Annotated in this window: 24 protein-coding genes; 13 read left to right on the top strand and 11 right to left on the bottom strand. The window is 55.4% G+C overall.

Annotation, left to right across the window (positions count from 1 at the left end):
- Positions 1–192: 192 nt before the first annotated feature.
- The 6 genes from lptB to BUB72_RS13320 form a co-directional block, all read right to left on the bottom strand.
- A complete protein-coding gene (gene lptB, locus BUB72_RS13345; RefSeq protein ID WP_073144622.1) occupies positions 193–954 on the bottom strand; it encodes an LPS export ABC transporter ATP-binding protein in 762 nt (253 codons plus the stop codon).
- Positions 951–1,463, bottom strand: a complete 513-nt coding sequence (gene lptA, locus BUB72_RS13340; protein WP_073144620.1) for a lipopolysaccharide transport periplasmic protein LptA — start codon at positions 1,461–1,463, stop codon at positions 951–953. The genes lptB and lptA overlap by 4 nt, the downstream gene beginning before the upstream one ends.
- A gap of 9 nt (positions 1,464–1,472) precedes the next feature.
- Positions 1,473–2,072, bottom strand: coding sequence for an LPS export ABC transporter periplasmic protein LptC (gene lptC, locus BUB72_RS13335; protein WP_073144618.1), 600 nt, complete (start codon positions 2,070–2,072; stop codon positions 1,473–1,475).
- 3 nt (positions 2,073–2,075) lie between these two features.
- Positions 2,076–3,053 carry a KpsF/GutQ family sugar-phosphate isomerase gene (locus BUB72_RS13330; RefSeq protein ID WP_073144616.1) on the bottom strand — a complete coding sequence of 326 codons (978 nt, stop codon included), beginning with the start codon at positions 3,051–3,053 and terminating at the stop codon, positions 2,076–2,078.
- Between the two features lie 9 nt (positions 3,054–3,062).
- Positions 3,063–3,674, bottom strand: a complete 612-nt coding sequence (locus BUB72_RS13325) for a ribonuclease D (protein WP_073144614.1) — start codon at positions 3,672–3,674, stop codon at positions 3,063–3,065.
- Positions 3,675–3,761: 87 nt separating this feature from the next.
- Complete coding sequence (locus BUB72_RS13320) at positions 3,762–4,700, bottom strand: hypothetical protein (RefSeq protein ID WP_073144612.1); 939 nt, start codon at positions 4,698–4,700, stop codon at positions 3,762–3,764.
- Positions 4,701–4,824: 124 nt separating this feature from the next.
- On the opposite strand from BUB72_RS13320, the gene BUB72_RS13315 reads away from it, so the two are divergent.
- The 13 genes from BUB72_RS13315 to BUB72_RS13250 all read left to right on the top strand — a co-directional run bounded on the left by BUB72_RS13315 (position 4,825) and on the right by BUB72_RS13250 (position 15,697).
- Positions 4,825–6,066: an NAD(P)/FAD-dependent oxidoreductase gene (locus BUB72_RS13315; RefSeq protein ID WP_073144945.1), complete on the top strand. Its 1,242-nt coding sequence runs from the start codon at positions 4,825–4,827 to the stop codon at positions 6,064–6,066.
- A gap of 26 nt (positions 6,067–6,092) precedes the next feature.
- The gene (locus BUB72_RS13310) at positions 6,093–7,079 is read left to right on the top strand and encodes a TRAP transporter substrate-binding protein (RefSeq protein WP_073144609.1); all 987 of its coding nucleotides are present in this window, start codon (positions 6,093–6,095) and stop codon (positions 7,077–7,079) included.
- Between the two features lie 68 nt (positions 7,080–7,147).
- The gene (locus tag BUB72_RS13305) at positions 7,148–7,861 is read left to right on the top strand and encodes a TRAP transporter small permease (protein WP_073144607.1); all 714 of its coding nucleotides are present in this window, start codon (positions 7,148–7,150) and stop codon (positions 7,859–7,861) included.
- Positions 7,858–9,159: a TRAP transporter large permease gene (locus BUB72_RS13300; protein WP_073144605.1), complete on the top strand. Its 1,302-nt coding sequence runs from the start codon at positions 7,858–7,860 to the stop codon at positions 9,157–9,159. The genes BUB72_RS13305 and BUB72_RS13300 overlap by 4 nt, the downstream gene beginning before the upstream one ends.
- A gap of 2 nt (positions 9,160–9,161) precedes the next feature.
- Positions 9,162–9,836: an aspartate/glutamate racemase family protein gene (locus BUB72_RS13295; protein ID WP_073144603.1), complete on the top strand. Its 675-nt coding sequence runs from the start codon at positions 9,162–9,164 to the stop codon at positions 9,834–9,836.
- A 603-nt stretch (positions 9,837–10,439) separates the two neighbouring features.
- Positions 10,440–10,730 carry a phage integrase central domain-containing protein gene (locus BUB72_RS19280; RefSeq protein ID WP_073144599.1) on the top strand — a complete coding sequence of 97 codons (291 nt, stop codon included), beginning with the start codon at positions 10,440–10,442 and terminating at the stop codon, positions 10,728–10,730.
- 259 nt (positions 10,731–10,989) lie between these two features.
- A complete protein-coding gene (locus BUB72_RS13280; RefSeq protein WP_073144597.1) occupies positions 10,990–11,568 on the top strand; it encodes a hypothetical protein in 579 nt (192 codons plus the stop codon).
- A gap of 7 nt (positions 11,569–11,575) precedes the next feature.
- Positions 11,576–12,106 (top strand): bacterioferritin, encoded by a 531-nt coding sequence (locus BUB72_RS13275; protein WP_342742166.1) that lies wholly within the window; start codon positions 11,576–11,578, stop codon positions 12,104–12,106.
- A gap of 55 nt (positions 12,107–12,161) precedes the next feature.
- Positions 12,162–12,734 (top strand): HdeD family acid-resistance protein, encoded by a 573-nt coding sequence (locus BUB72_RS13270; RefSeq protein WP_073144593.1) that lies wholly within the window; start codon positions 12,162–12,164, stop codon positions 12,732–12,734.
- 108 nt (positions 12,735–12,842) lie between these two features.
- Positions 12,843–13,190 (top strand): carboxymuconolactone decarboxylase family protein, encoded by a 348-nt coding sequence (locus BUB72_RS13265; RefSeq protein ID WP_073144591.1) that lies wholly within the window; start codon positions 12,843–12,845, stop codon positions 13,188–13,190.
- Between the two features lie 164 nt (positions 13,191–13,354).
- The gene (locus BUB72_RS13260) at positions 13,355–13,996 is read left to right on the top strand and encodes a PEBP family protein (protein ID WP_083588677.1); all 642 of its coding nucleotides are present in this window, start codon (positions 13,355–13,357) and stop codon (positions 13,994–13,996) included.
- Positions 13,997–14,021: 25 nt separating this feature from the next.
- Positions 14,022–14,984, top strand: coding sequence for a YHYH protein (locus tag BUB72_RS13255; protein ID WP_073144587.1), 963 nt, complete (start codon positions 14,022–14,024; stop codon positions 14,982–14,984).
- A gap of 101 nt (positions 14,985–15,085) precedes the next feature.
- A complete protein-coding gene (locus tag BUB72_RS13250) occupies positions 15,086–15,697 on the top strand; it encodes a hypothetical protein (RefSeq protein ID WP_245814849.1) in 612 nt (203 codons plus the stop codon).
- Positions 15,698–15,868: 171 nt separating this feature from the next.
- Here the strand turns inward: BUB72_RS13250 and BUB72_RS13245 are convergent, their stop codons facing one another.
- The 5 genes from BUB72_RS13245 to BUB72_RS13225 all read right to left on the bottom strand — a co-directional run bounded on the left by BUB72_RS13245 (position 15,869) and on the right by BUB72_RS13225 (position 21,532).
- Positions 15,869–16,231 (bottom strand): phasin family protein, encoded by a 363-nt coding sequence (locus BUB72_RS13245; protein ID WP_139250683.1) that lies wholly within the window; start codon positions 16,229–16,231, stop codon positions 15,869–15,871.
- Between the two features lie 120 nt (positions 16,232–16,351).
- On the bottom strand, positions 16,352–17,401 hold the full coding sequence (locus tag BUB72_RS13240) for an alpha/beta hydrolase (RefSeq protein WP_175549164.1): 1,050 nt from the start codon (positions 17,399–17,401) through the stop codon (positions 16,352–16,354).
- A gap of 64 nt (positions 17,402–17,465) precedes the next feature.
- Positions 17,466–18,809 carry an efflux transporter outer membrane subunit gene (locus BUB72_RS13235; RefSeq protein ID WP_175549163.1) on the bottom strand — a complete coding sequence of 448 codons (1,344 nt, stop codon included), beginning with the start codon at positions 18,807–18,809 and terminating at the stop codon, positions 17,466–17,468.
- Positions 18,810–18,938: 129 nt separating this feature from the next.
- Complete coding sequence (locus tag BUB72_RS13230; RefSeq protein WP_073144581.1) at positions 18,939–20,138, bottom strand: acetate/propionate family kinase; 1,200 nt, start codon at positions 20,136–20,138, stop codon at positions 18,939–18,941.
- Complete coding sequence (locus BUB72_RS13225) at positions 20,135–21,532, bottom strand: bifunctional enoyl-CoA hydratase/phosphate acetyltransferase (RefSeq protein WP_073144579.1); 1,398 nt, start codon at positions 21,530–21,532, stop codon at positions 20,135–20,137. Before BUB72_RS13225 ends, BUB72_RS13230 begins: the two co-directional genes overlap by 4 nt.
- Between the last annotated feature and the right edge of the window lie 6 nt (positions 21,533–21,538).

Raw genomic sequence — 21,538 nt, 5'->3', positions numbered from 1 at the left:
GGAATTCGTGGCCGGATTTGGATTGAGTGTCTGGTATCGCCCGAGGGTGCGGGACGTGTCCGTTTCGAGGTTTGCGCAAGGCAAGACCAAAGCCTGGGGCCGTCGATCACTCATTGACCCCATTTGGCGACGAGCGGGGGCCCTGTGTCAACCAGATTGATTGGGAAGTTGGGTTTTTGGGTCCTGAAAGGTTTAACTAATCCGGAAATTCTGCCCAAGATAAACCCGACGCACGTTCTCGTCTTTGACGACCTCATCGGTGGTCCCGCTCATCAGCACATGGCCGTCGTGCAAAATATAAGCACGATCCACGATCTCGAGCGTTTCGCGCACGTTGTGGTCTGTGATCAGCACGCCAATACCGCGTTTCTTGAGATCAGCGACAAGTCCACGAATTTCACCAACGGCAATCGGGTCAACGCCTGCAAAAGGCTCGTCCAAAAGCAGGTATTTCGGATCAGCGGCAAGGCACCGCGCGATTTCCGCGCGCCGTCGTTCGCCACCGGACAGGGACAAAGCAGGTGCGCGACGAAGGTGCCCAATGGAGAATTCGTTCAGCAATTCCTCCAGTCGTTCCCGACGTTTAGTCCGGTCTTTTATGGCGATTTCCAAAATCGCCAAAATGTTATCCTCGACACTCAGGCCGCGAAAGATAGACATTTCTTGCGGAAGATACCCGATACCAAGTTTTGCGCGCCGGTACATCGGCAGCAATGTGACGTCTCTCCCGTCGATAGTCACCGTGCCTGCCTCTGGCGTTACCAGCCCTGCGATCGAGTAGAAACAGGTCGTTTTGCCAGAACCGTTCGGTCCTAGGAGTGCGACGACCTCGCCGCGGGCCAACTCCATCGAGACGTCGCGAATAACAGGGCGACGCTTGTAGTTTTTGCGTAACCCCAGAACCTTCAGCCCAGATGAGCCGTCTTGAACGCTAAGGCTCGACCCGTCGCTCATTTGTTGCCGCCGGTTTGAAAGATCGTCCGCACGCGGCCTTCCATGCGGCCGGAACCGGATGTTAGATCAACGGTGAGCTTTTCACCTGACAAGGCATTGATGCCTTGGGTCAGGATCACATTCCCCGTCATCACGATTTGTGAACCGCCAACGGAATAGACGGCTTTCTCTGCTTCTGCTGCCTCTGCGCCGTTCACCAGCGTAACGTTGCCAGTCGCGACCAATTGGTCGATCCGTCCCGTGGCTTGCCCGTTTTCGGTTGCATATTGCACCTGCACGCGACCAGCGCTCAGGCGCATTTCGCCTTGGCCAGCGACGACATTTCCGGTGAAAACCGCGCTTCCCGTTGCCTGATCAACGGTCAATTCATCCGCAGTGATTTCGACAGGTTGAGAGGCGTCATGTTTTAGCCCGCCAAAGGCTACCGAAGCCCCTTGGGCGTGAGCCGATCCGGCAATCAAGAAGAGGGCAAGCGTCGTTGCAGCAGCAATTCTGGAAATAACAGTCATGGTCACCCTCTACTCTTTCGGATCGTATACCAGCTTCACGCCATTCTTGAAAACAAGAACCTGTGTAGTGCCGTCGGTAGTAAGCGCCATTGAGCCGGCTTGCAGAACACCGGCTGGCGCGCGTCCAGTCACAGTGTTGGGCGCGGTGATTTCAGTTGCGACCAGATTTGCGACCAACTTATTCGTTTCAAGCTTGTATCCGGTGGAGGTGGATAGGCGCACATCGCCTTCTAGATCGAGCGTGTTGACGGTACCGTCATACACTGCGGAATTTGCGATGATGCCGTAAGATGGGCCGCTGATAGATTCGATCCGCGCGACGACTTTGCTGATGGTCAAGCGACGCAGATCAGTCAAATCGGGAACAGCGCGCTCAGCATCGACAACAATGGCAGACCCATCGCTGGTCGTGCCTGAAAAACGCGGGGCGGTCAGTTGCTGTTCGCGTGCGATTTTCTCAACGTCAATCTCTGCAAAGGGGATGGCGTCCGACGGGTCTAGATTGCGCGAAAAGAGGAACATTGTCGACAACAGGCCAAGTGCCACCAAGGGGAAGATGATCTTCGCCCACTGCACGAAGCGAGAGTACCTGTTGTCAACACGGGCCATGCGTCAGGCGACGCCAGCGCGCAAGCAATCGTGAATGTGCAAGATGCCCAGTGGTGCGCCGCCATTGCCCGCCGCAGTTACAAACAGGCAGGTGATCTTGCGCTCATTCATATTTGCGACGGCTTTTTCAGCCAATGCGTCTGGCGCGATGGTTTTCGGGTTGGCGGTCATAACTTCGGCTGCTGTCATGTCGAGCAGCCCCTTCATATGACGCCGCAAGTCACCATCGGTGATGATGCCCGCTAGGTCGCCCTCAGCTGTGACCACGCCCACCACACCAAACCCTTTTTGGCTAATGGCGATCAGCACGTCCGACATTGGGGAGTCCATGGCGATAAGCGGAAGCTCTTCGCCGGAATGCATCAAATCTGACACCTTGGACAGACGCGCGCCAAGCTTTCCACCGGGGTGAAAATCACGGAAGTTTTCAGGGGTGAACCGACGATGCTCCATCAACGCGATGGCCAGCGCGTCACCCAAGGCCAAAGTCATGGTGGTCGATGTTGTCGGTACAACGCCGGTGTCGCAGGCTTCTTCGGCTTTGGGCAAAATCAGTGCAACGTCGCTTTGCTTTATCAAGGTGCTTTCGGCGCGGCTCGCGACGCCGATCATTGGAATGCTGAAACGGCGGGTATAGGCGATCACATCCGCAAGCTCCGGCGTCTCACCGGAGTTGGACAGGATCAGGGCCACGTCACCTTGAGCCATCATGCCCAGATCACCATGGCTGGCCTCCGCAGGGTGGACAAAATGTGCAGGTGTTCCGGTCGAAGCCAAGGTCGCCGCAATTTTGCGGGCAACGTGACCGGATTTCCCCATACCGCAGATGATCACGCGTCCGGTGGCCCCGAGCATCAGCTCTACGGCGTCGGCGAAGCTGTCGTTCAAGCTATCTGCCAGAAGCTCCAGCGCCGCTGCTTCGCGGGCAATGACACGGCGGCCAATTTTCAGAAACGTCTCGGGTGAGGTTTTGTTTTCCATCTACTTTATCTAGTGCGCGAAGATGTCAATTTCAGGCCAGCCGGCCAAATCCAGCCGAGCGCGGGTCGGTAGGAAGTCGAAGCAGTTCTGCGCCAATTCCATGCGACCTTCACGCTCCAGCATCCGGTTCAGCTCTGTTCTTAGCTGGTGCAGGTGCAAAACGTCTGATGCGGCGTAGTCGTGCTGCGCTTTCGTAAGCTCAGGCGCGCCCCAGTCGCTGGATTGTTGCTGTTTGGAAACGTCGACGTTCAAAAGCTCTTGCAGCAGGTTCTTCAAGCCATGACGGTCGGTGTAAGTGCGCACCAGTTTGGAGGCGATTTTGGTGCAATAGACGGGTGCAGTGAGTGCGCCGAACGCTTTATACATCGCGGCGATGTCAAAACGGCCAAAGTGAAACAGTTTCAACACGTTGGTGTCTTCAAGCATGCGACACAGATTTGGGGCTTCCGACTGGCCGATGGCAATTTGGACCAGATGCGCATTTCCGTCACCACCAGACAGTTGCACAACACACAGCCTGTCACGGTGCGGGTTCAAGCCCATCGTTTCGCAATCAATGGCTACAATTGAGCCGAGGTCTAGATCGTCAGGCAGGTCGCCTTGGTGCAGAAAATTGGCCACGCGTGAGGCTCCCTTGAAGTTCCCCCAGCGGAATAAGCGCTTTGGGTTCGATATTCAATAACGGCGACGTCTATCGGGTTGGCAACCTCAAACCTTGCGGTAGAACGCGCGTGTCAGGATCGGGGTCAAGTACATCGGCACTTGATAGCAGCCCAAGAAGATCAGCAGGGGCTCGGCTGCTTCCGGCGACATTGCCACAAGGAAAATGGCGACGTTTCTGTTGCCGGATACGATCGAGAACGGCACGATTTCGGTGTCCCAACCCAAACGGCCGAGCACCAGGAATGTTAGAAACTGCATGCCAATATTGACTGCGAAAGCGAGCAGCATCCAACCCAACACCTCTGACGGTGATTTCTCAAATGCGGGGCGCAGGGCGGCCATCAAGCCAATCACGATGACAAACAAGGCCACAGTCATGGCGCCGTCAAAGGCTTCGGTTTGCTCCTTGCTTGGATTTGGAAGCGCAAACAAGCGAAGAGCAAACCCCAAAGAGATTGCCACGCCGATTGCGCCAAGCATACGGGCGGCGCCAATGATGGCTGATTGGAGGTCACCCAATTGGGGCAGCAGCCAGAAGACGGGCAGCATCGTGATCGGTAGCAGGGCTGTGCCCAGAACCAGCAAGCGGAAGGCGGGTTCTGGATCAGCCCCCAGCATGATCGACAGGTTTGGACTGCCGCTTAGGGCCGGGGCCGCTAGAACCAGAACCAATGCCAACACGTATGGGGAGTGCGACACCCCAAGCAGATGCGAAACGGCAAGCGCTGCGAGCGGAAGCGCCAGCTGGAAGGTTAGCACCACAAACAGCGTTGGCCGGATGTTCGACAGGCCCTTCAATGCGCCGGCGGGCCCGATCCTAATCGCTGTCAGAAATAGCAAAAGAACCACCAGTTGCGGCAACCACGGCTTCAACCTTGCGGCCAGATCCGGCAGCAAGAATCCGGCCAAAAGCCCTGCTACCAAAGCATACCGACCATGATGCGCCAAAGCGCGTAAGACAGTCAGCAATGCTGTTCCTTCCATAGCAGGATGCTTCTAATCGGTGATGATACCCAAACTTGCGTGTTATGCCATGGGGGCAAAAGACAGTCTTCCTTTCAAGAGTTCGCTGTGGGACACAAAAAGCAGCAAACAGAATGGTGAAGAAATGCGGGTCATTGTAGTCGGGGCGGGGATTGTTGGTGTGTCATGTGCAATATGGCTGCAACGCAGCGGGCATGACGTCACCATCGTCGACAAAGCAGGTCCGGCAAGCGGGACGAGCCATGGGAATGCAGGAGTACTTGCCGCCGGAGCCGTGGTTCCGGTGACGACTCCGGGTCTCTTGAAACGGGCACCGGGAATGCTGTTGAGCCCGAACGCGCCGCTGTTTTTGAAGTGGTCCTATCTGCCGAAGTTGCTGCCCTTCCTTGCGCGCTATCTGGGCTATGCCACCGATGTGCATGTGGATTACTATGCCAACGCGATGGCAACTCTGCTGCATGATAGCGTCGAGCAGCACCGAAGCCTGGCAGCAGGCACCGGGGCCGAGGCCTTTATCGGTGCGGAAGACTACTGTTTTGGTTACGCGACCAAGGCCGCCTATGACGCCGATAGCTATGGTTGGGAAAAGCGGAAAGCTGCTGGGTACGACTACGAGGTCGTGGATGGCGCGACTTACGTAAATTATGATCCGATCTTCGGCACTGCGTTCGAGACGGTAGTACGGTGCAAAAATCACGGACGCATTTCTGATCCCGGCAAATATGTGAAAGCACTCGCGGATCACTTTGTGTCGCAAGGTGGCTCGCTACACATTTGTGAGGTGAAGGATGTCGAGGTGGTTGATGGCGAGATTTCGGCTCTCAACACCGCCGATGGCGACATGTCGGCGGACCATATCGTTTTTGCCATGGGGCCATGGTCGAAGGCGATTGCGCATAAGCTTGGCGTCAAGGTCCCGTTTGAAAGCGAGCGCGGGTATCATATCGAACTGACCAATCCGTCTCAGATGCCGAAATCTCCGATGATGGTTGCCAGCGGTAAGTTCGTCATCACACCCATGGATGGCCGGTTGCGGGCTGCGGGTGTGGTCGAGTTCGGCGGGCTGGAGAAAGGGCCAAGCCGTGCGCCGTTCAATTTGCTTCGGCGACAGGTGGCAGAGTTGCTGCCCAACCTGCGGTATGACGAGGTCATAGAGTGGATGGGGCACCGCCCTGCCCCTGCCGACAGCCTGCCGCTAATCGGGGCGAATGACCCGTCAGCACGAAGCTTCAGCGCTTTCGGCCATCAGCACGTCGGCTTGACAGGTGGCCCCAAAACGGGTCGGATCATCGCTGATCTGATTGACGGAAAGAAGCCCAACATAGATTTGGCACCGTTTGATCCGATGAAACATTCAGCACGTTAAGTGCAAGATCGTCTGGGAGGACAGCTATGAAAACGATTATGAAGACAACCTGCGCCAGTGTTTTCGGCGTATTGGCGGCAAGTACGGCTATGGCTGACGGCCATGCCCAATCTTGGGATATGCCGATGGCTTATGCGTCCACGAACTTTCATTCCGAGCATGGTGTTATCTTCGCGGACAAGGTGCGTGAGTATACCAATGGCGCAATCGACATAACTGTGCACGCGGGCGGCTCGCTGTTCGGCGGTGGTGACATCAAGCGTGCGATCCAGACGGGTCAGGTTCCGATTGGCGAGCGTTTCATGTCGGCCCATGCCAACGAAGCCCCGCTGCTGGGTTGGGATAACCTGCCCTTCATTGCCACAAGCTACGAAGACAATGCCCGCCTTTGGGATGCGGCCAAAGACACCGTGAACGCTCAGCTTGCCGATCTGAATTTGGTGGCATTGTATACCTGCCCATGGCCGGGACAGGGGTTCTACTTCAACAAGGAAGTGAAATCGTCGGCTGACACCCAAGGGATCAAGTTCCGGTCCTACAACTCCGCAACCGCGACCTTTGCCGAAGAGCTTGGAATGATCCCTGTGCAGATCGAGGCGGCTGAACTGAGTCAGGCCTTGGCCACGGGTGTCGCCTCGGCGTTCATCTCGTCTGGCTCTACCGGATATGACCGCAAGGTTTGGGAGCATCTAAGCCATTACTACAAAGTGAACGCATGGCTGCCACGCAACTATGTGATGGTGAACACCCAAGCATGGGAAGGCCTTGACGATGATGTCAAAGCTGGCGTGCAAAAAGCTGCCGACGAGACCGCCGCATCATGTGCTGCGAAATCGGCGGAATTGTCCGACTTCTACTTTGAAGAGCTGGCCAAAAACGGCATGACGGTAACCGATGCGGGACCCGAGTTCCTTGCCGAACTGGAAGCGATTGGCGCAAAAATGACCGAAGAATGGCTGGCAACGGCTGGTGCCGACGGTCAGGCAATCATTGATGCCTATAACGCCAATTAAGTAACGCATAGCCAGCCCTGCAATATGTGGGGCTGGTGCACTTTTCCCTAAAGAATTGAGGCCATACCATGCGCGACTGGTCGCCCGTCATGGGTCTGCCCCTTTGGGTCTGGCTGTTTGCTCTGCCAACGGCCATAGGCGTGATTTGTCTGATTGCCGGTCCTCGTATGGAGCGATTACTGCGCCCCCTATGGCGCGTGCTTGACGGAGTTTATCTTGCAAGCGGCGTCGTGTCCGCGGGCTTCATGGTGACGATCCTGCTGCTGATTGTGGCGCAAATGATTGCCCGCTGGACCGGTGTCGCTTTGCCCGGCACCACGGAATTTGCGGGCTATGCCATGGCCGCCACGTCCTTTTTCGCGCTGTGTCATGCCTTAACGAGGGGTGCGCATATCAGGGTGTCGATTATTCTGAACTCCACGCGGTTCCTGAAGCGGTGGCTTGATGTCTTCGCGGTCTTTGGGGCCGCTGTCATTGCGACGTATTTTGCCCGCTACGCGATCAAGGCGAACATCTTTTCCGAGATGCTCAACGACCGGACCCAAGGCCAAGACCAGATCCCCGAATGGGTTGTGACGCTGTTCTCTCTGCCGGGCCGTGCAGTCGGGGAGTGGGGGCAGGCCATGTCAGGCAGCTCGTCCGAGCTGGTCTATACTCCCGTCTGGATCCCACAATTGGCCATGTCCATTGGCACCGTTTTGCTGGCAATTGCCCTTTGGGACACACTTTACCGGATGCTTGTTACCGGTGTGAATCCCATTGTGTCGGAGGTGGTCGAATGACCGAAGCTTACGCCACCATCGTTTTCCTGTTCGTTCTGTTTACCCTGCTGGGGTCATCTATCTGGATTGGCCTTGCTCTGATGGGTGTCGCGTGGGTTGGCATGGAGATGTTCACTAGCCGCCCCGCAGGCGACGCGATGATAACCACCATCTGGACAGGGGCGAGCAGTTGGACCCTGACCGCGTTGCCCTTGTTCATCTGGATGGGCGAAATTCTGTATCGCACCCGATTATCACAAGACATGTTTCGCGGGCTGGCTCCGTGGATGCGTTGGCTGCCGGGGGGGCTTTTGCACACCAATATTGCCGGCTGCACGATTTTCGCCGCGGTCTCCGGCTCGTCCGCTGCGACACTGACAACCGTGGGCAAGATGTCTATTCCAGAGCTTCGCAAGCGCGGCTACCCCGAATACATGATCGTCGGGACGCTGGCAGGCGCGGCGACACTTGGCTTGATGATCCCACCCTCGCTGACCCTGATTGTGTACGGTGTGTCGATCAACGAGAGCATCATCAAACTGTTCATGGCGGGCATCATTCCCGGTCTGGTACTGGCGGCGCTGTTCATGTCCTACATCGTCGGGTGGCACTTTCTACGCCCGCATGAACGTCCCGAGCCTGAACCCTCCATGAGCTTTGGTGAAATGTTGGCCGAAAGCCGGTTCCTGATACCGGTCCTGCTTTTGGTGTTTGCGGTTATCGGCTCGATGTATTTCGGTTGGGCGACCGCAACGGAAGCCGCTGCGGTGGGTGTGTTGGGGTCTCTGACGCTTGCGCTGTTCCAACGCTCCCTGACGCTAGACGCGTTCTTTGAAAGCCTTATGGGGGCCACCCGAACTTCCGCGATGATCGCGTTGATCCTGATGGGTGCCGCGTTCCTATCGCTGTCCATGGGGTTCACAGGACTGCCACGGGCTTTGGCCGCATGGATCGACGAGATGCAACTGTCGCCCGTCGTTCTGATCGCGGCGCTGACGGTGTTCTATATCATTCTGGGCATGTTTCTTGACGGGATTTCGTCGGTGGTGCTGACCATGGCCATTGTCGAGCCGATGATCCGCCAAGCCGGCATCGACGTGATCTGGTTCGGCATCTTCATTGTCGTGGTTGTTGAAATGGCGCAGGTTACGCCACCCATCGGGTTCAACCTATTTGTGCTGCAAGGCATGACGCGACACGAGATCGGCTATATCTCGAAGACCGCGATCCCCATGGTCGGATTGATGCTGCTGATGGTGGTGATCCTTGTGGCGTTCCCCGGGCTTGCGACATGGCTGCCTGAAAACATCCGGCAATAGATATGGAGTCTCCTGCGGTTACAGTGTTGCAACTGGATACCGACTTTCCACGGGTGCCCGGTGATGTTGGCTGTCCGGCGACCTATCGCGGGGCGGTCGAGATTCTCCGCGTCCCGAAGGCGACGGTCGCTCAGGTGGTCAGCGCCCGCCCTGACTTGATTGATATTACGCCCTTCGAGTCTCCGTTGGAGGCGGCAAAAGGCGATGTTGTCACCACCTCTTGCGGGTTTCTGTCCTACTGGCAGACCCATCTTGCCTTGCGCAGTAAGAAACCATTTATCAGCTCCTCGCTGATTGCGCTCGAAAGCCTCAGCCAGCGCTATGATCCGCATGAGGTCCTGATCCTAACCTTTGATGCAGCCAGCCTGACCGATCTGCATTTCGGGGTGAATTTAAGCTTCAGGAATGGAGTTATCGGGCTGCCACCGGACATGCATTTGCGGCGCGTCATCACGGAAAATTTGCGCGAACTGGATACCGAGCGCGTGGCTACAGAACTGACCAGTTTCGTTTCGGGCCACCAACGATCACACCACAAGCACCTGCTGCTGGAATGCACCAACCTGCCGCCCTACAAAGCCGAGTTGCAACGCGCAACAGGTCTGCCGGTCACGGATATCCTCACCTGCGTTGAGGCGGTGCGTGGGAGTACGATCCAAGCAGAATTCCTGTCGTGAGGGGGCTGCATCAAGCAGGCCATACATCTCGTCTACAGATGGAGTTTAGGCCCAACCCGCCGCCTACATCACTTGTGATTTAGAAATGGTGCCCAGGAGAGGCATCGCTTTGGCCATTCATCCTGTTTCATTCTGACCTAATTTGCATCTTTACAATTACTTAGTTGTTCCAAGGCAGTCCAATGTTTTCCCTCCTGCTCAATATTTGAGGGTGGATAAGAAGGTGGACAGATTTGGCGGCCATTCACAAGCTTACAGGTTTAGGCATCAAGTAGAGCGAACCGGGGAAATATTCAGACGGCGGAGGTCTCTGGCTACACAAACGTAGGGATGGTGGTGCGCAATGGTTTCTGCGCATTACTGTTCACGGCAGGCGGCGAGAAAAGGGGGCTCGGACCCTTATCTCAAGTTATTCTCAAAGAAACTCGTGCGAAAGCAGCCGCGACCAGATCAATCGCACAATGCGGCTTAGACCCGAAAAAGGAGCGTGAGCGCAGGAAGCGAAATGCAGCTAGGTATATCCACTTGCTGCGTGATATTACGGAAGACGCATATGAAAGCGGTAAGGCTGATTTTAAGGGTGACGGCAAGGCGGGGCGATAGATGTCTCCTCTCCAAATCCATGTTCTTCCCAAACTCGGCGAGATTCCCGTTGCTGATATTGACCGGCGTGACATTCGAGATACCCTCGCCCCAATCTGGCACACAATAGCAGATATCGCCCGTAAAGGAATGAACCGACTTAGTGTTTGTTTAATACATGCTGCAGCGCTGGGCTTAACCGTCGATCTTCAAGCCCTAGAGAAAGCGAAAGCCTTATTGAGCAAGACGAGGCACAGACCCAAAAATGTACTCGCATTGTCGTGGCAAGAGCTCCCCTCCTTCTATCTATGAGTTCCATTCCGATTGCATCGGTTTACGTGGGAAGGGTACTTTGTTGCCGATCCAATTTCATTAGCTCATATCGGAAGGCTTCAGCTGGCGATGAAAATCGGGCGGGCTGGCCCCGTCGCCTTCAGCCACTAGCGCAGCGTTGAACACTCTACGCTGGAACTAGGCCAAAGTGTCAACTGAGATGTCAGGAAATTGACACGCATCAATCGCGATCGGGCGCGACGCGGTAATTCGGTTTGGAAATGACCGGAGGCTTACGATGACCACTGACCCGACCCCAAAACACACAACCTACATAGATGTTGCCGAAGCTGTTGGTGTCTTTGACAGTTTTGAATCCCTTCAAGCAGCGATCTATGATTTGCGAATGTCTGGTTTCAGCCGCACCGATATCAGCCTGCTTGGTGGCAAAGAGGCGATGACGGAAAAGCTTGGGTCAGCTTACTGGCATGCCGCTGATCTGGAGGACAATCCCGATGCACCACGCGCGGCCTTTGTGTCCGAGGAGGCGATTGGAGAGTTGGAGGGTGCCATCGGTGGAGGCTTCTTCTTTCTAGGCTCCTTTGTTGCAATGGCAGCGATGCTTACGCCTGCCAGCGCCTTGGCAGCTTCTATCGCAGCAATCGCGATTGGCGGTGTCCCTGCGGTTGTCGTAGGTACATTGCTGGCGCGCCGTGTAGGTCAACACCACAAAGAATACTACGCCAACCAGATCCGCAACGGCGGCATCCTCTTGTGGGTTCGCACCGTTGATTCCGCGAAAGAAGATTTGGCCGTGAAAATATTGAAGGGCCACTCTGGTAAAGACGTTCATGTCCATCCTTGGAGTGAAGCCTGACGCGCGCATGTCGACATGTTCATCTCGCACCCCCATTTATTCGACAGGAAACACCATGACTGAAAACAGCAAAACTTTGAAAAATTTACAGACCGCCGTTTCAATGGAACTCGCTGCGGTAAATCAATACTTGCTGCATATTCTGACGACCGAAAGCTGGGGCTTGGACAAGCTGGCGGTTAAGATGCGCGCAGAGATGCTGGAAGAGCTGGGGCACGCCGAAGAATATGCGCGGCGGATGATCTTTCTGGGGGGCGTCCCAGTTATGACGGCGGCAAAAACTCCGACATTGTCGCAATCCCTGCAAGAGATGTTTGAAGCTGATCTCGTCGATGAAAAAGACGCGATCTCATTCTACTCTAGGGCTGCGCGCGAGGCCGACGACGCCCATGACATCGGCACACGAGACCTTTTTGAACGCACAGCAATGGACGAAGAGGGCCATATGTCGTGGCTCGAGCTGCAACTATCGCTGCTGCAGCGGATGGGAGAACCGGCATTTATCGCGATGCAGATAAACGCGACGGTGGTTGAATAGCCGCCGCGTTTTCGTGTCGAGTTCGCTTGCGCACCAACACAGAAGGAAATCTCCAATGACAACTAATACCGACCCGTTTGTGGCAATAGATTCCACGACCATCTTGACCAAGTTGCGCACAGGTCTCTTGTGGGGAGGTATAGTGATGATCTTCCTCGGTGTGGCGGCCGTCCTCATGCCATTGTTCAGTTCGTTGGTTGTAGAGATATTGATCGGCTGGCTTTTGACTATCAGCGGCGGCGTCGCTGTGGTGGGCGCGTTTTCGCTGCGTAGCACGAGGTTGTTTGTGTGGGAGATGATCTCTGGGCTTATCACACTTGCAACTGGTCTTTTGATGTTGGTCTTTCCACTTCAGGGACTAATCGCGCTGACGGTTTTGGTCGCAATAGTTCTGATGTTGACAGGCGCGGCACAGATGGCCTTCGCATTTTGGGCGCGGCCTGCTTTGGGATGGGCATGGGGCCTTGCGTCGGCAGTCATTAGTATCGTTTTGGGAGTTTACATCTTGACTGTCTTACCAGAAGCGTCGGCGATAATCCTCGGTTTGCTCGTAGGAATCGACTTCATCAGTACAGGCACGGCGCTGGTGCTAATTGCGCGGTCCGCGCGTCAGAACTTGACTGTGTAAACCTTAATGCGCTTGGCCGACGTGCAGCTTGGCTATTGATGAAGGTCAAGCAGACCTGCGCAATCTCCCGTAGCCATAAAGGAATAAATCCAAGAAAGGACGCTTCCAATGAAAAACTTTCCTGAGATCGCCGCTGAGTATCAATCAGGCTATGCTGATCTGGCAGAATTGATCCCCGATACGACATCAGCATTTGGTCGATTGGTGATGAATGCGACTGAGAATGGGACACTGTCTGTAAAGACAAAGGAATTAATCGCGTTTGCAATCGCAATTGCGGTGCGCTGCGATGGCTGCATGGCCCATCATTCCCAGGCCGTTCTGAAGGCAGGTGCGAGCCGGCAGGAAGTGGGTGAGATGATTGGTGTTGCGATCTTAATGGGTGGCGGGCCATCGACTGTGTACGGTGCCGAAGCGCTCCGCGCCTATGATGCCTTTGCGCACGCGACGGAGTAGGCATGTTTGGTCACACCGAACTGATAGGCTGTACCCGCAAAATGCAGTTGGTCAGCCTATGCGAGCATGGATGCCATGGACTGAACGTCTGACTTAAGGGAACCTTTTACAAATCAGCTACGAAAACCCGTCAATCGCCCGTACAAGTCAGAAGGATACTACGCATGAAACGCGTTTTCGCGACCTTAGCATTGCTTTTTCTTTCCACGAACACACTTCCTGCCGAGACCTTTTCTGCCGATGTTTGGGCCGATAACTGGTTTGAAATGCGTATCAACGGCACGCAAGTAGCCGAAGACAGCGTACCGATCACGACCGAGCGATCATTCAACGCCGAGAGCTTTGAATTCGAGGCAGAACGGCCATTTGTGATTGGTCTCGTTGCCAAGGACTTCAAGGAGAATGACTCTGGCCTAGAGTATATTGGGACGCGTCGACAGCAGATGGGCGACGGCGGCGTTATTGTCCAAATCAAGGATGCGGCGGGTGCAACTGTTTCCATCAGCACTGCCGACTGGCAGTGTCTGGTTACTCATACAGCACCACTGGATAAGTCCTGCGAAGGCGAGGCGAAACCCGTCGCGGGTAAAGGAGTCTGTGCCTTCGAGGCAATGGACGAGCCGAACGGGTGGGATCGGACGGGCTTCGATGCCTCGAACTGGCCGCAGGCAAAGGAGTTTTCCGAACGCGAAGTCAGCCCCAAGGACGGCTACGACCGGATCGACTGGGTAGAGGATGCCCGCCTGATTTGGGGGCCTGATCTTGAGCAAAGCAACACTATCCTGTGCCGCCAAACCGTCGAGTAGGTCACAATATACTGGAGCCAGAACCATGATCCGATTCCCTGCTGTTGCAATCGCCACATTGGCCCTGATCGCCACCGCGACTGCCGCGTCAGCCCATGAAGACCACTGCACCGCGGTCAGGGACTCCGTGGCTGACGCGGGATTTGACGGGAGCGTCTCGGTCACCTGCACCGACAGCCACGCGATCATTCGATCTGACACCTATCCGGACCATGAAAAAATGACGGGCATTGTCGGAACGAACGAACAAGTCCCAGTACCAGCGGACTACGCAGCGCCGATCCTGTTGGTTTCGACTCTCGGCACGATGCCGCTGACACGTGACGCTGCGTTGGGTGTCGCCGTCAACGGCGTGCCGATCTACGACTACACAGGCGGCGGCGAGATGACCGAGACCGATTTGGCGCATCATCAGGCGCGGCACGACACGATTCAGACGGGGCAGCTCGATGTCTGCGGAGGCCATGCCGGACGCGGTGATGACTACCACTACCATGCCAAGCCGACCTGCATGATTGTCCAGATGGCGAATGTGGGTAGCGCCGCGATCATCGGGTGGGCGTTCGATGGCTTTCCTATCTATGGCGACAACAATCCGGATGGATCGCAGATTGCCAAAGGTGACCTTGGCATCTGCAACGGGCAGCGGGACGAGGTTTTCGGTTATCGCTACCACACCTCGTCGGGCGCGCCTTATATCGTGCAATGCTTAAAGGGTGTCGTGACCGATTTTGATCGGCTCCCCCGCGTGCGGCCACTAACCGCTGCAGGCGGACGCGGTGCTGCGCCAGGAAGGCCGCCGCAAGGTGGGGTTGAGAACCTCGTCTTTACCGAGAACCCCGATGGAAGCCGTAGCATGGATTACAGTTATGAAGGTGAGGATCAGTACATCCGCTACGCGCCCTCGGAAAAGCCCGGTTGCTACGACTTTACTACGCGGACGATCACCAATGGGGGCGAAGTCCAAGCCGGCGAATATTGTCGATAGAACAGTCTGATTTGCGTCCATCAGTTCCGTCGGCTGATATAACCAATTGATACGCAGATAGAGACCTTGGGGTAGTTGATTATTTTTCCCGAGGCATCGAAGTGGGAAATTATCCGAAATTTGGAGGTAGAGAATTGTCCGATAAAGTTGCGATCCTCGTCCAGCGTGTCCGCGCGATGGAAGATGAGCTTGAGGAAGAGTTTAACCGACGGCGAAACCAATTCAATTACCGTTTGGAGCGGGGTCGCGCGGTGTTCGAGCAAGATGTTCGGCGGCATCATGAGGCGATGAAACAGAGTTTGTCGTCCTATCTTTCTGATGCGCGACCCTTGGTCGTTCTGACTGCACCAGTGATCTACGCGATGATAATTCCGTTCGTTTTGCTGGATGTTTTCATAACAATTTATCAGGCCGTTTGTTTTCCAATCTACCGCATAGAGAAGGTGAAGCGTCGCAACTTTATCACGTTCGATCGAAAGCATCTTTCTTATCTGAACGGATTGGAAAAGCTGAACTGCATGTATTGTTCCTACGGCAATGGATTGCTGGCCTATGCCGTCGAGATCGCGGGCCGTACTGAAAAACATTGGTGCCCAATCAAACATGCAAAACGCATGGAAGGGCGTCATGCGCACTACCATGAGTTTGTAGAGTTCGGTGATGCTGAGGGGTTTCAGCGCACCAAAAAAGCGTTGCATGATGCCACCAAGTGACTGGTGGTATCTCACGTTAATGTGTCAGGAAAACTGCCTGATCCGTTTGCTAGATCAGGGCGCGCATGAGAATACTTTCGCTCTTTGTGATCAAAGGATAGAGGGAGGTCTGTTCGATCCGTAGGTCTAAGATGTGATCCACCCCGATCGCATCGACAACGACTGGTTTCGTCAGACTGGAATGGCGTGCTTTTCGTGGGTTTTTCCCATATCCATCAGCTTGGTCATTTCAGCGGCGTAGTCGTCCATCGCTTTTTTGACGAAGTCTGCCTGAATTTTCTGAATCTCACCAATGTCTTTCGCTTGCAAAAGGTCTTGTTGTGTCTGGATATCCTGCTTGACGCGCTCCGACATGAAAGCCAGCATTTCCGTGCCAACTTTATTCATGGTTTCAAACCATTCCAGTCCGAAACCGGGCATCATTGTCGTGCTGGCTTCTTGCATTACTTCCATCAGATTGGTCATCGGAGAGCCAGTATCTTTGGCCTTTTGATCCTTGTTCATTTTCAATCCTCTCACTTTGGGGTTGTTCACAGATACCTTCCGGCTGAACGTGAAGATTGACGAACATCAATCGGCAGCTTTTTCACCAGCTGCCCGCTCCTTATTTGATGAATGTCCGTTTGCAGTTTGCCGAATGCGCCTTACCGAATATTAAAGTAGCGACGGAAATTGCAGGAGCAGCGGCGTCGATCCCATCGCTTCCGTTAGAACGGTTTCGTCTTTGATGAGCGCCCTCAGGTATGAAATGGCGGTTGGTGAAGTCACTGCAGTAAGATGGTTTCTAGGATCCCCTCCTGTAGCATTGGAAAGATCAACCACAACAATGGCGAGGCGCTGCAATGCGTCGATATCATTGCCCTCTCCCAGCCTCACCTTGCCACCCGCTAGGCGCTGCGATAGGCGCAGTAGACGGTCTTTTTGTGATACGATCACCAGAGTCTGGTCCGGCAGGGAAGGGATATTTTCCACCTGAGATATGAAAACTTCCATACCGATGTCGGGTGAAATCAACACGAGCCCCGCGAGGCGATCAGCCAAGGGCCTTCGAGCAACTGATGCTTGTTTTAGCGTTTCCATTAACAATAACGCCCCCATGGAATGGGCCGCGACTGCAACCCTGTTAGGAAAGCGCGCGGTCAAACGCTCCAGAAAACGCAGCAGTGCATCGCGGGCGACAAGCACGTTATCCCTGTCACCAAGATAGCCTAGGGGTTTGCCTTCCGAAGGCCAGACAAAGGTGATTTGAGGCCCAACCAGATCGAAATCATGCGCAATTTGTGCATGCCTGTAGATTGCTTCGGGGTAGGTTGTGTTGAAGCCGTGGATGAAGACGCCAATTTCCTGATCCGGCGATAGATCTTTGGCGATTGCCCCTAGAAAGACCTCCTCTGTCGTCAAGTTTTCCAGATCAGAGACAAGAAAATCCCGTAGAGGATCGGGGTCTGTGTCCGGCCATTCGACTTGGCCAAGCGCATGGTGCTCAGGAATTGAGACCTCTATGTGGGCGAAAGGAGAAATCGATGCGATCTTATCGCGAAAGGCTGGATTGGCGGCGACCATGCTTGTGCCGGGTGCCGCTGCTACCCAGATCAGTTGCGTCTTTGACTTCTCCGAAACCCCCGCCATCGAGAGCACCCCGCGCGGTGCACAAGCCGACAGGGTGGCCCCGCTCAATGACATCAAAAGAGTGCGTCGGGTCATGCCACCTGTATCAGGCGAATGGGCGGCAGCTGTAAAAACCTGTGCAGGCCTCGGCTCTGACTTTTTAACCCTCATCCCGATCCTCCCGCGGTGCGGCCCATCCGCTTCCCGTGGCAATCTGCAATCTGAGCCAATTGGCGGCGTTTTGCTGCACCGCCTGAGCCAGCAACCCTCGGGTCTGGGTGAGCGTGAGTTCTGCCTTGAGAAGATCCAACAGCTCGATCGCGCCGTCCTGATAGGCTTTTTCAGTCAGATCAAAGGCCGTTCTGTTCGCCGAGACCGCCTCGCGCAGGCGTGTCACCTTTTGCCGCGATAGCCGGTACGCGCTCTGTGCGCTTTGTACGTCTTGAACAGCTTGTTCGACAGACGCGCGCCACAGAATCTCTGCTTGCCGCGCCGTTGCGGTGGCCGCGTCCCGTCTGGCTTTCAATGCGCCGCGGCTGAAGACTGGTAGCGTAAGGGAGGGGCCGAAGAGCGATCCGTCACTATCGCCATCAAGCGAGATCGTCCCACTCAAGGCTAGTGTAGGATAGAGCTTAGCTTCGGCGACCCCAATTGACGCCACAGCCGCTGCATAGCGCCGTTCTGTTGCGCGTATGTCCGGCCGGTTGCGCAGCAAGTTTGCAGGTGTCCCGATGCGAGGTGAAGTCTTGGGGGTCGGTTGCAGGGCACCGGCCTGCATATTCTTCAATAGAGGCCCCGCAGGTTCCGACACGAGTGTCGCAATCCCGTAAACACTTGCCAAAAATGCAGCTTCAAGCGTCGGCAATTGCGCTGATACATTTGAGAGTTGTGCCTTTGCCTGCGCTACATTCAGTTCAGCAGCCTGCCCGATATCGCGTTCGCGTTGCACGATTTCCAGGATGCGACGATTGTTTGCTATGGATTGGCGCGTTAGTTCCAACCTCTCCTGATAATATCTCGCATCAATGTAGGCACCGACTACGCTCGACAGGTAGGCAAGGCGGGCGGTTCCAACATCAAAGTCGGCTGCGTCGAGGGAGGCCAGCGCTTGTTCCTGCCTCCTGCCGATGCCTGCCAAGGCCGATCCCGCGCTTAGGGTGGCGGAGCGGAAGGTGTCGGGCAGCAACCCAACCGTGTCCGCGTCGACATCCACTCGGTATGTCGACGCGCTGAGATCACCGCCGATCTGGTTGGTGACACCTGCGGCGCGGGCATTGGCCTGAGCCGCATTGGCCGCCTGAAGCGCTGCGTGGACTCTCAAGTTCTGTCCGAGACCTTGGGTCACGATATCGTTCAGCTTGCGATCATTCAGATCTGTCCACCATTGGATCTGGGTGGTTTCGCCCTTTTGCGCTGAGCCGCCCTCAACGAAACTGTCAGCAAGCGCAATGGTTGGCGGCGCATAATCTGGACCAACGCCACTACAGGCCGCAAGAAACGACAAAGAGACGCTAAGTATCGCGTGACGGCAATTCTTGCGTACTCCAAGAAAATGTTGGCAAATTCGAGGTCTTGCGGTTTCGATTTCGGGCAGCATGAGATTTTACATCCATCAATTTCTTAGATTTCGATTTCATTTTTGTATTGGGCGGTTGGCGACGATGCTTCGGCATGCCTTGGCAACAACGGCTTCTTCATTCGTCGGCAGCTTCAGAACTGTCACGGTTGAGTGGGATGAGCTGATTGTCGTTGCGTTCTCATCGTTCGCTTCGCTGTCCAAGCAGAGACCCATCCAAGCGAGGCGGTCGCAGATCAGGTGTCGCATAAGTGCTGAGTTTTCGCCGATGCCTGCTGTGAACACCAAGGCATCGAGACCGCCAATGGCGGTGGCGAGACCGGCTAGAACACTGGCGGCACGGAAGGCGTAAAGTTCGATGGCTTCGCGCGCATGCGGATCGTCGCTATCTTGCAAAACCTGCATATGGTTACTGATCCCGGACACCCCAAGTAAGCCCGATTGGCGATACAGCAGGGCCTCGACCTGACTGACAGTCATGCCCTTTGATTGCATGAGATAGAGCACGACGCCCGGGTCGAGAGTTCCGCACCGGCGACCCATCATCAGACCATCGAGTGCCGTGAATCCCATACTGGTCGCAACGCTCTGCCTATTCTTCATGGCACACATGCTCGCACCATTTCCGAGATGCGCGACGATCACGCGCGCGTCCGCTTGCTGTCCGAGATGGTGGGGGAGGACACTAGCTATGTATTCATAAGACAACCCATGAAATCCGTATCGAACGATGCCCTCGTCGCTCAAACTCCGAGGCAGAGCAAAAAGCGACGCCACCCGATCTTGAGTTTGGTGAAACCCGGTATCAAAGCACGCAAATTGAGGGACTTCGGGATGCCATTTCGACACCGCTCGAATTGCAGCAAGATTGTGCGGTTGATGTAGCGGGGCGAGAGGGTTGAGTGTTTCGAGTTTGTTTAGCACATCATCGGTGATGCGGGTTGGCGCTGCGAAGAAGCTGCCACCATGAACAACACGGTGTCCAATTGCGATGAGCGGTCGGTCCTCAAGATGTTGTTTCAGCCAAGCCAGCAGAAGCGCGATAATGTCTTCGTGGCTCGATGCGGTATTGATGTGATTCAGAATGCCTTTCTCAAGATCCGCACCATCGCCAACTCGTGCCGAAAATTCGGGAGCTCGCCCGATCCCCGTGATTTTTCCGCTGATGCTGGCCGTGGTTTGCGTCGTATCAAATTCAAAAACGGCGAACTTCAGGCTGGAGGACCCCGCGTTAAGGGTCAGAATGACTTCGCTCATGACAAGATGCCTTTGGCAAAATGATGAACGAACAACTGAGCTATGGCGGCTGACGCGATGCGCGACGTCAAGCCGTCCGCTCGGCTTGTCAACACAATCGGGATTCGTGCCCCTAGAACAACGCCCGCTGAATCCGCGCCCGCGAGATAAATCAACTGCTTGGCCAACATGTTTCCGGCTTCAAGATCGGGCACAATCAGGATGTCGGCGTTTCCTGCGACGTCCGAGACAATGCCCTTGGCATCTGCCGCGGAGCGAGACACCGCATTGTCAAAGGCCAGTGGCCCATCGAGTTGCCCGCCGGTGATCTGTCCGCGATCTGCCATTTTGCACAATGCGGAGGCGTCGACGGTCGACGGGATGCTCGGTGTGACCGTTTCGACGGCTGACAGCAGTGCAACCTTTGGGCATGAAATGCCAAGCGCGTGACCAAGGTCGATTGCATTCTGAACGATGTCGCCTTTCGCTTGCAGATCGGGAAAGATGTTGATCGCGGCGTCGCTGATGAGGAGTGGCTTTGGGTAGTTTGGGACATCGAGCGCGAAGACATGACTCATGCGCCGTTCGGTGCGGAGACCTGTCTCGCGGTTCACGACCGGTTCGAGCAATTCGTCGGTGTGAATCTTGCCTTTCATGAGCATGCCCACTTTGCCAGCGCGCGCCAACGCCACGGCCTTTTCGGCGGCTGCGTGGCTATGCGGGACATCGACGATTTCTATCCCGGTCAGATCTCGATTGCCAGCTTCTGCGACGGCTCTGATCTTGGCTTCGGGCCCTACTAGCACCGGCACGATCATTCCTTGCTCGGCAGCCGCCAGCGCTCCTTCCAACGACAGGTCATCGCAGGGATGTACGACGGCGGTCGGCACCGGGGCGAGGAGTTTCGTTGCAGCGATGAGCTCATTGAACCGAGCGCCGCATTCATGAAGGTGCACTTCCGGCAGGTTGACGCGTGGGCGGCGTACCTTCTCGGTTGGAGCCATAACCAGAGCCTCGCCTTCGATCACGATTTCTCCGCTTTGGTTTAGGCACAGACAATCGAGGGTGACGCGATGGTGTTCGGCTGCTTTTTCCGTGACAGTTACGCGAACAGTGACTGTGTCGCCCAAGCCAACAGGGCGGCGAAAGCTCAGGTTTTGATTGAGATAGATCGTTCCGGGTCCTGGCAATTCCGTACCAAGGACTGCCGATATCAAGGCACCACCCCACATTCCGTGCGCAATGATTTTGTGAAAGACATCGGACTTGGCAAAATCTGCATCGACATGGGCAGGGTTTACATCGCCTGACATAACGGCAAACAATTCAATGTCTTCCGCTTTTAGATTTCGTGTCAGTTCGGCGCTGTCACCAACTTTGATCTCGTCAAAAGTTCTGTTTTCGATGAATTGCATTGATAC

The sequence above is a fragment of the Litoreibacter ascidiaceicola genome, assembly GCF_900129235.1.
Lineage (GTDB): Bacteria > Pseudomonadota > Alphaproteobacteria > Rhodobacterales > Rhodobacteraceae > Litoreibacter > Litoreibacter ascidiaceicola.
Note: the sequence above shows the minus strand (reverse complement) of the source record. Positions and strands in the feature narration are given on the sequence as shown.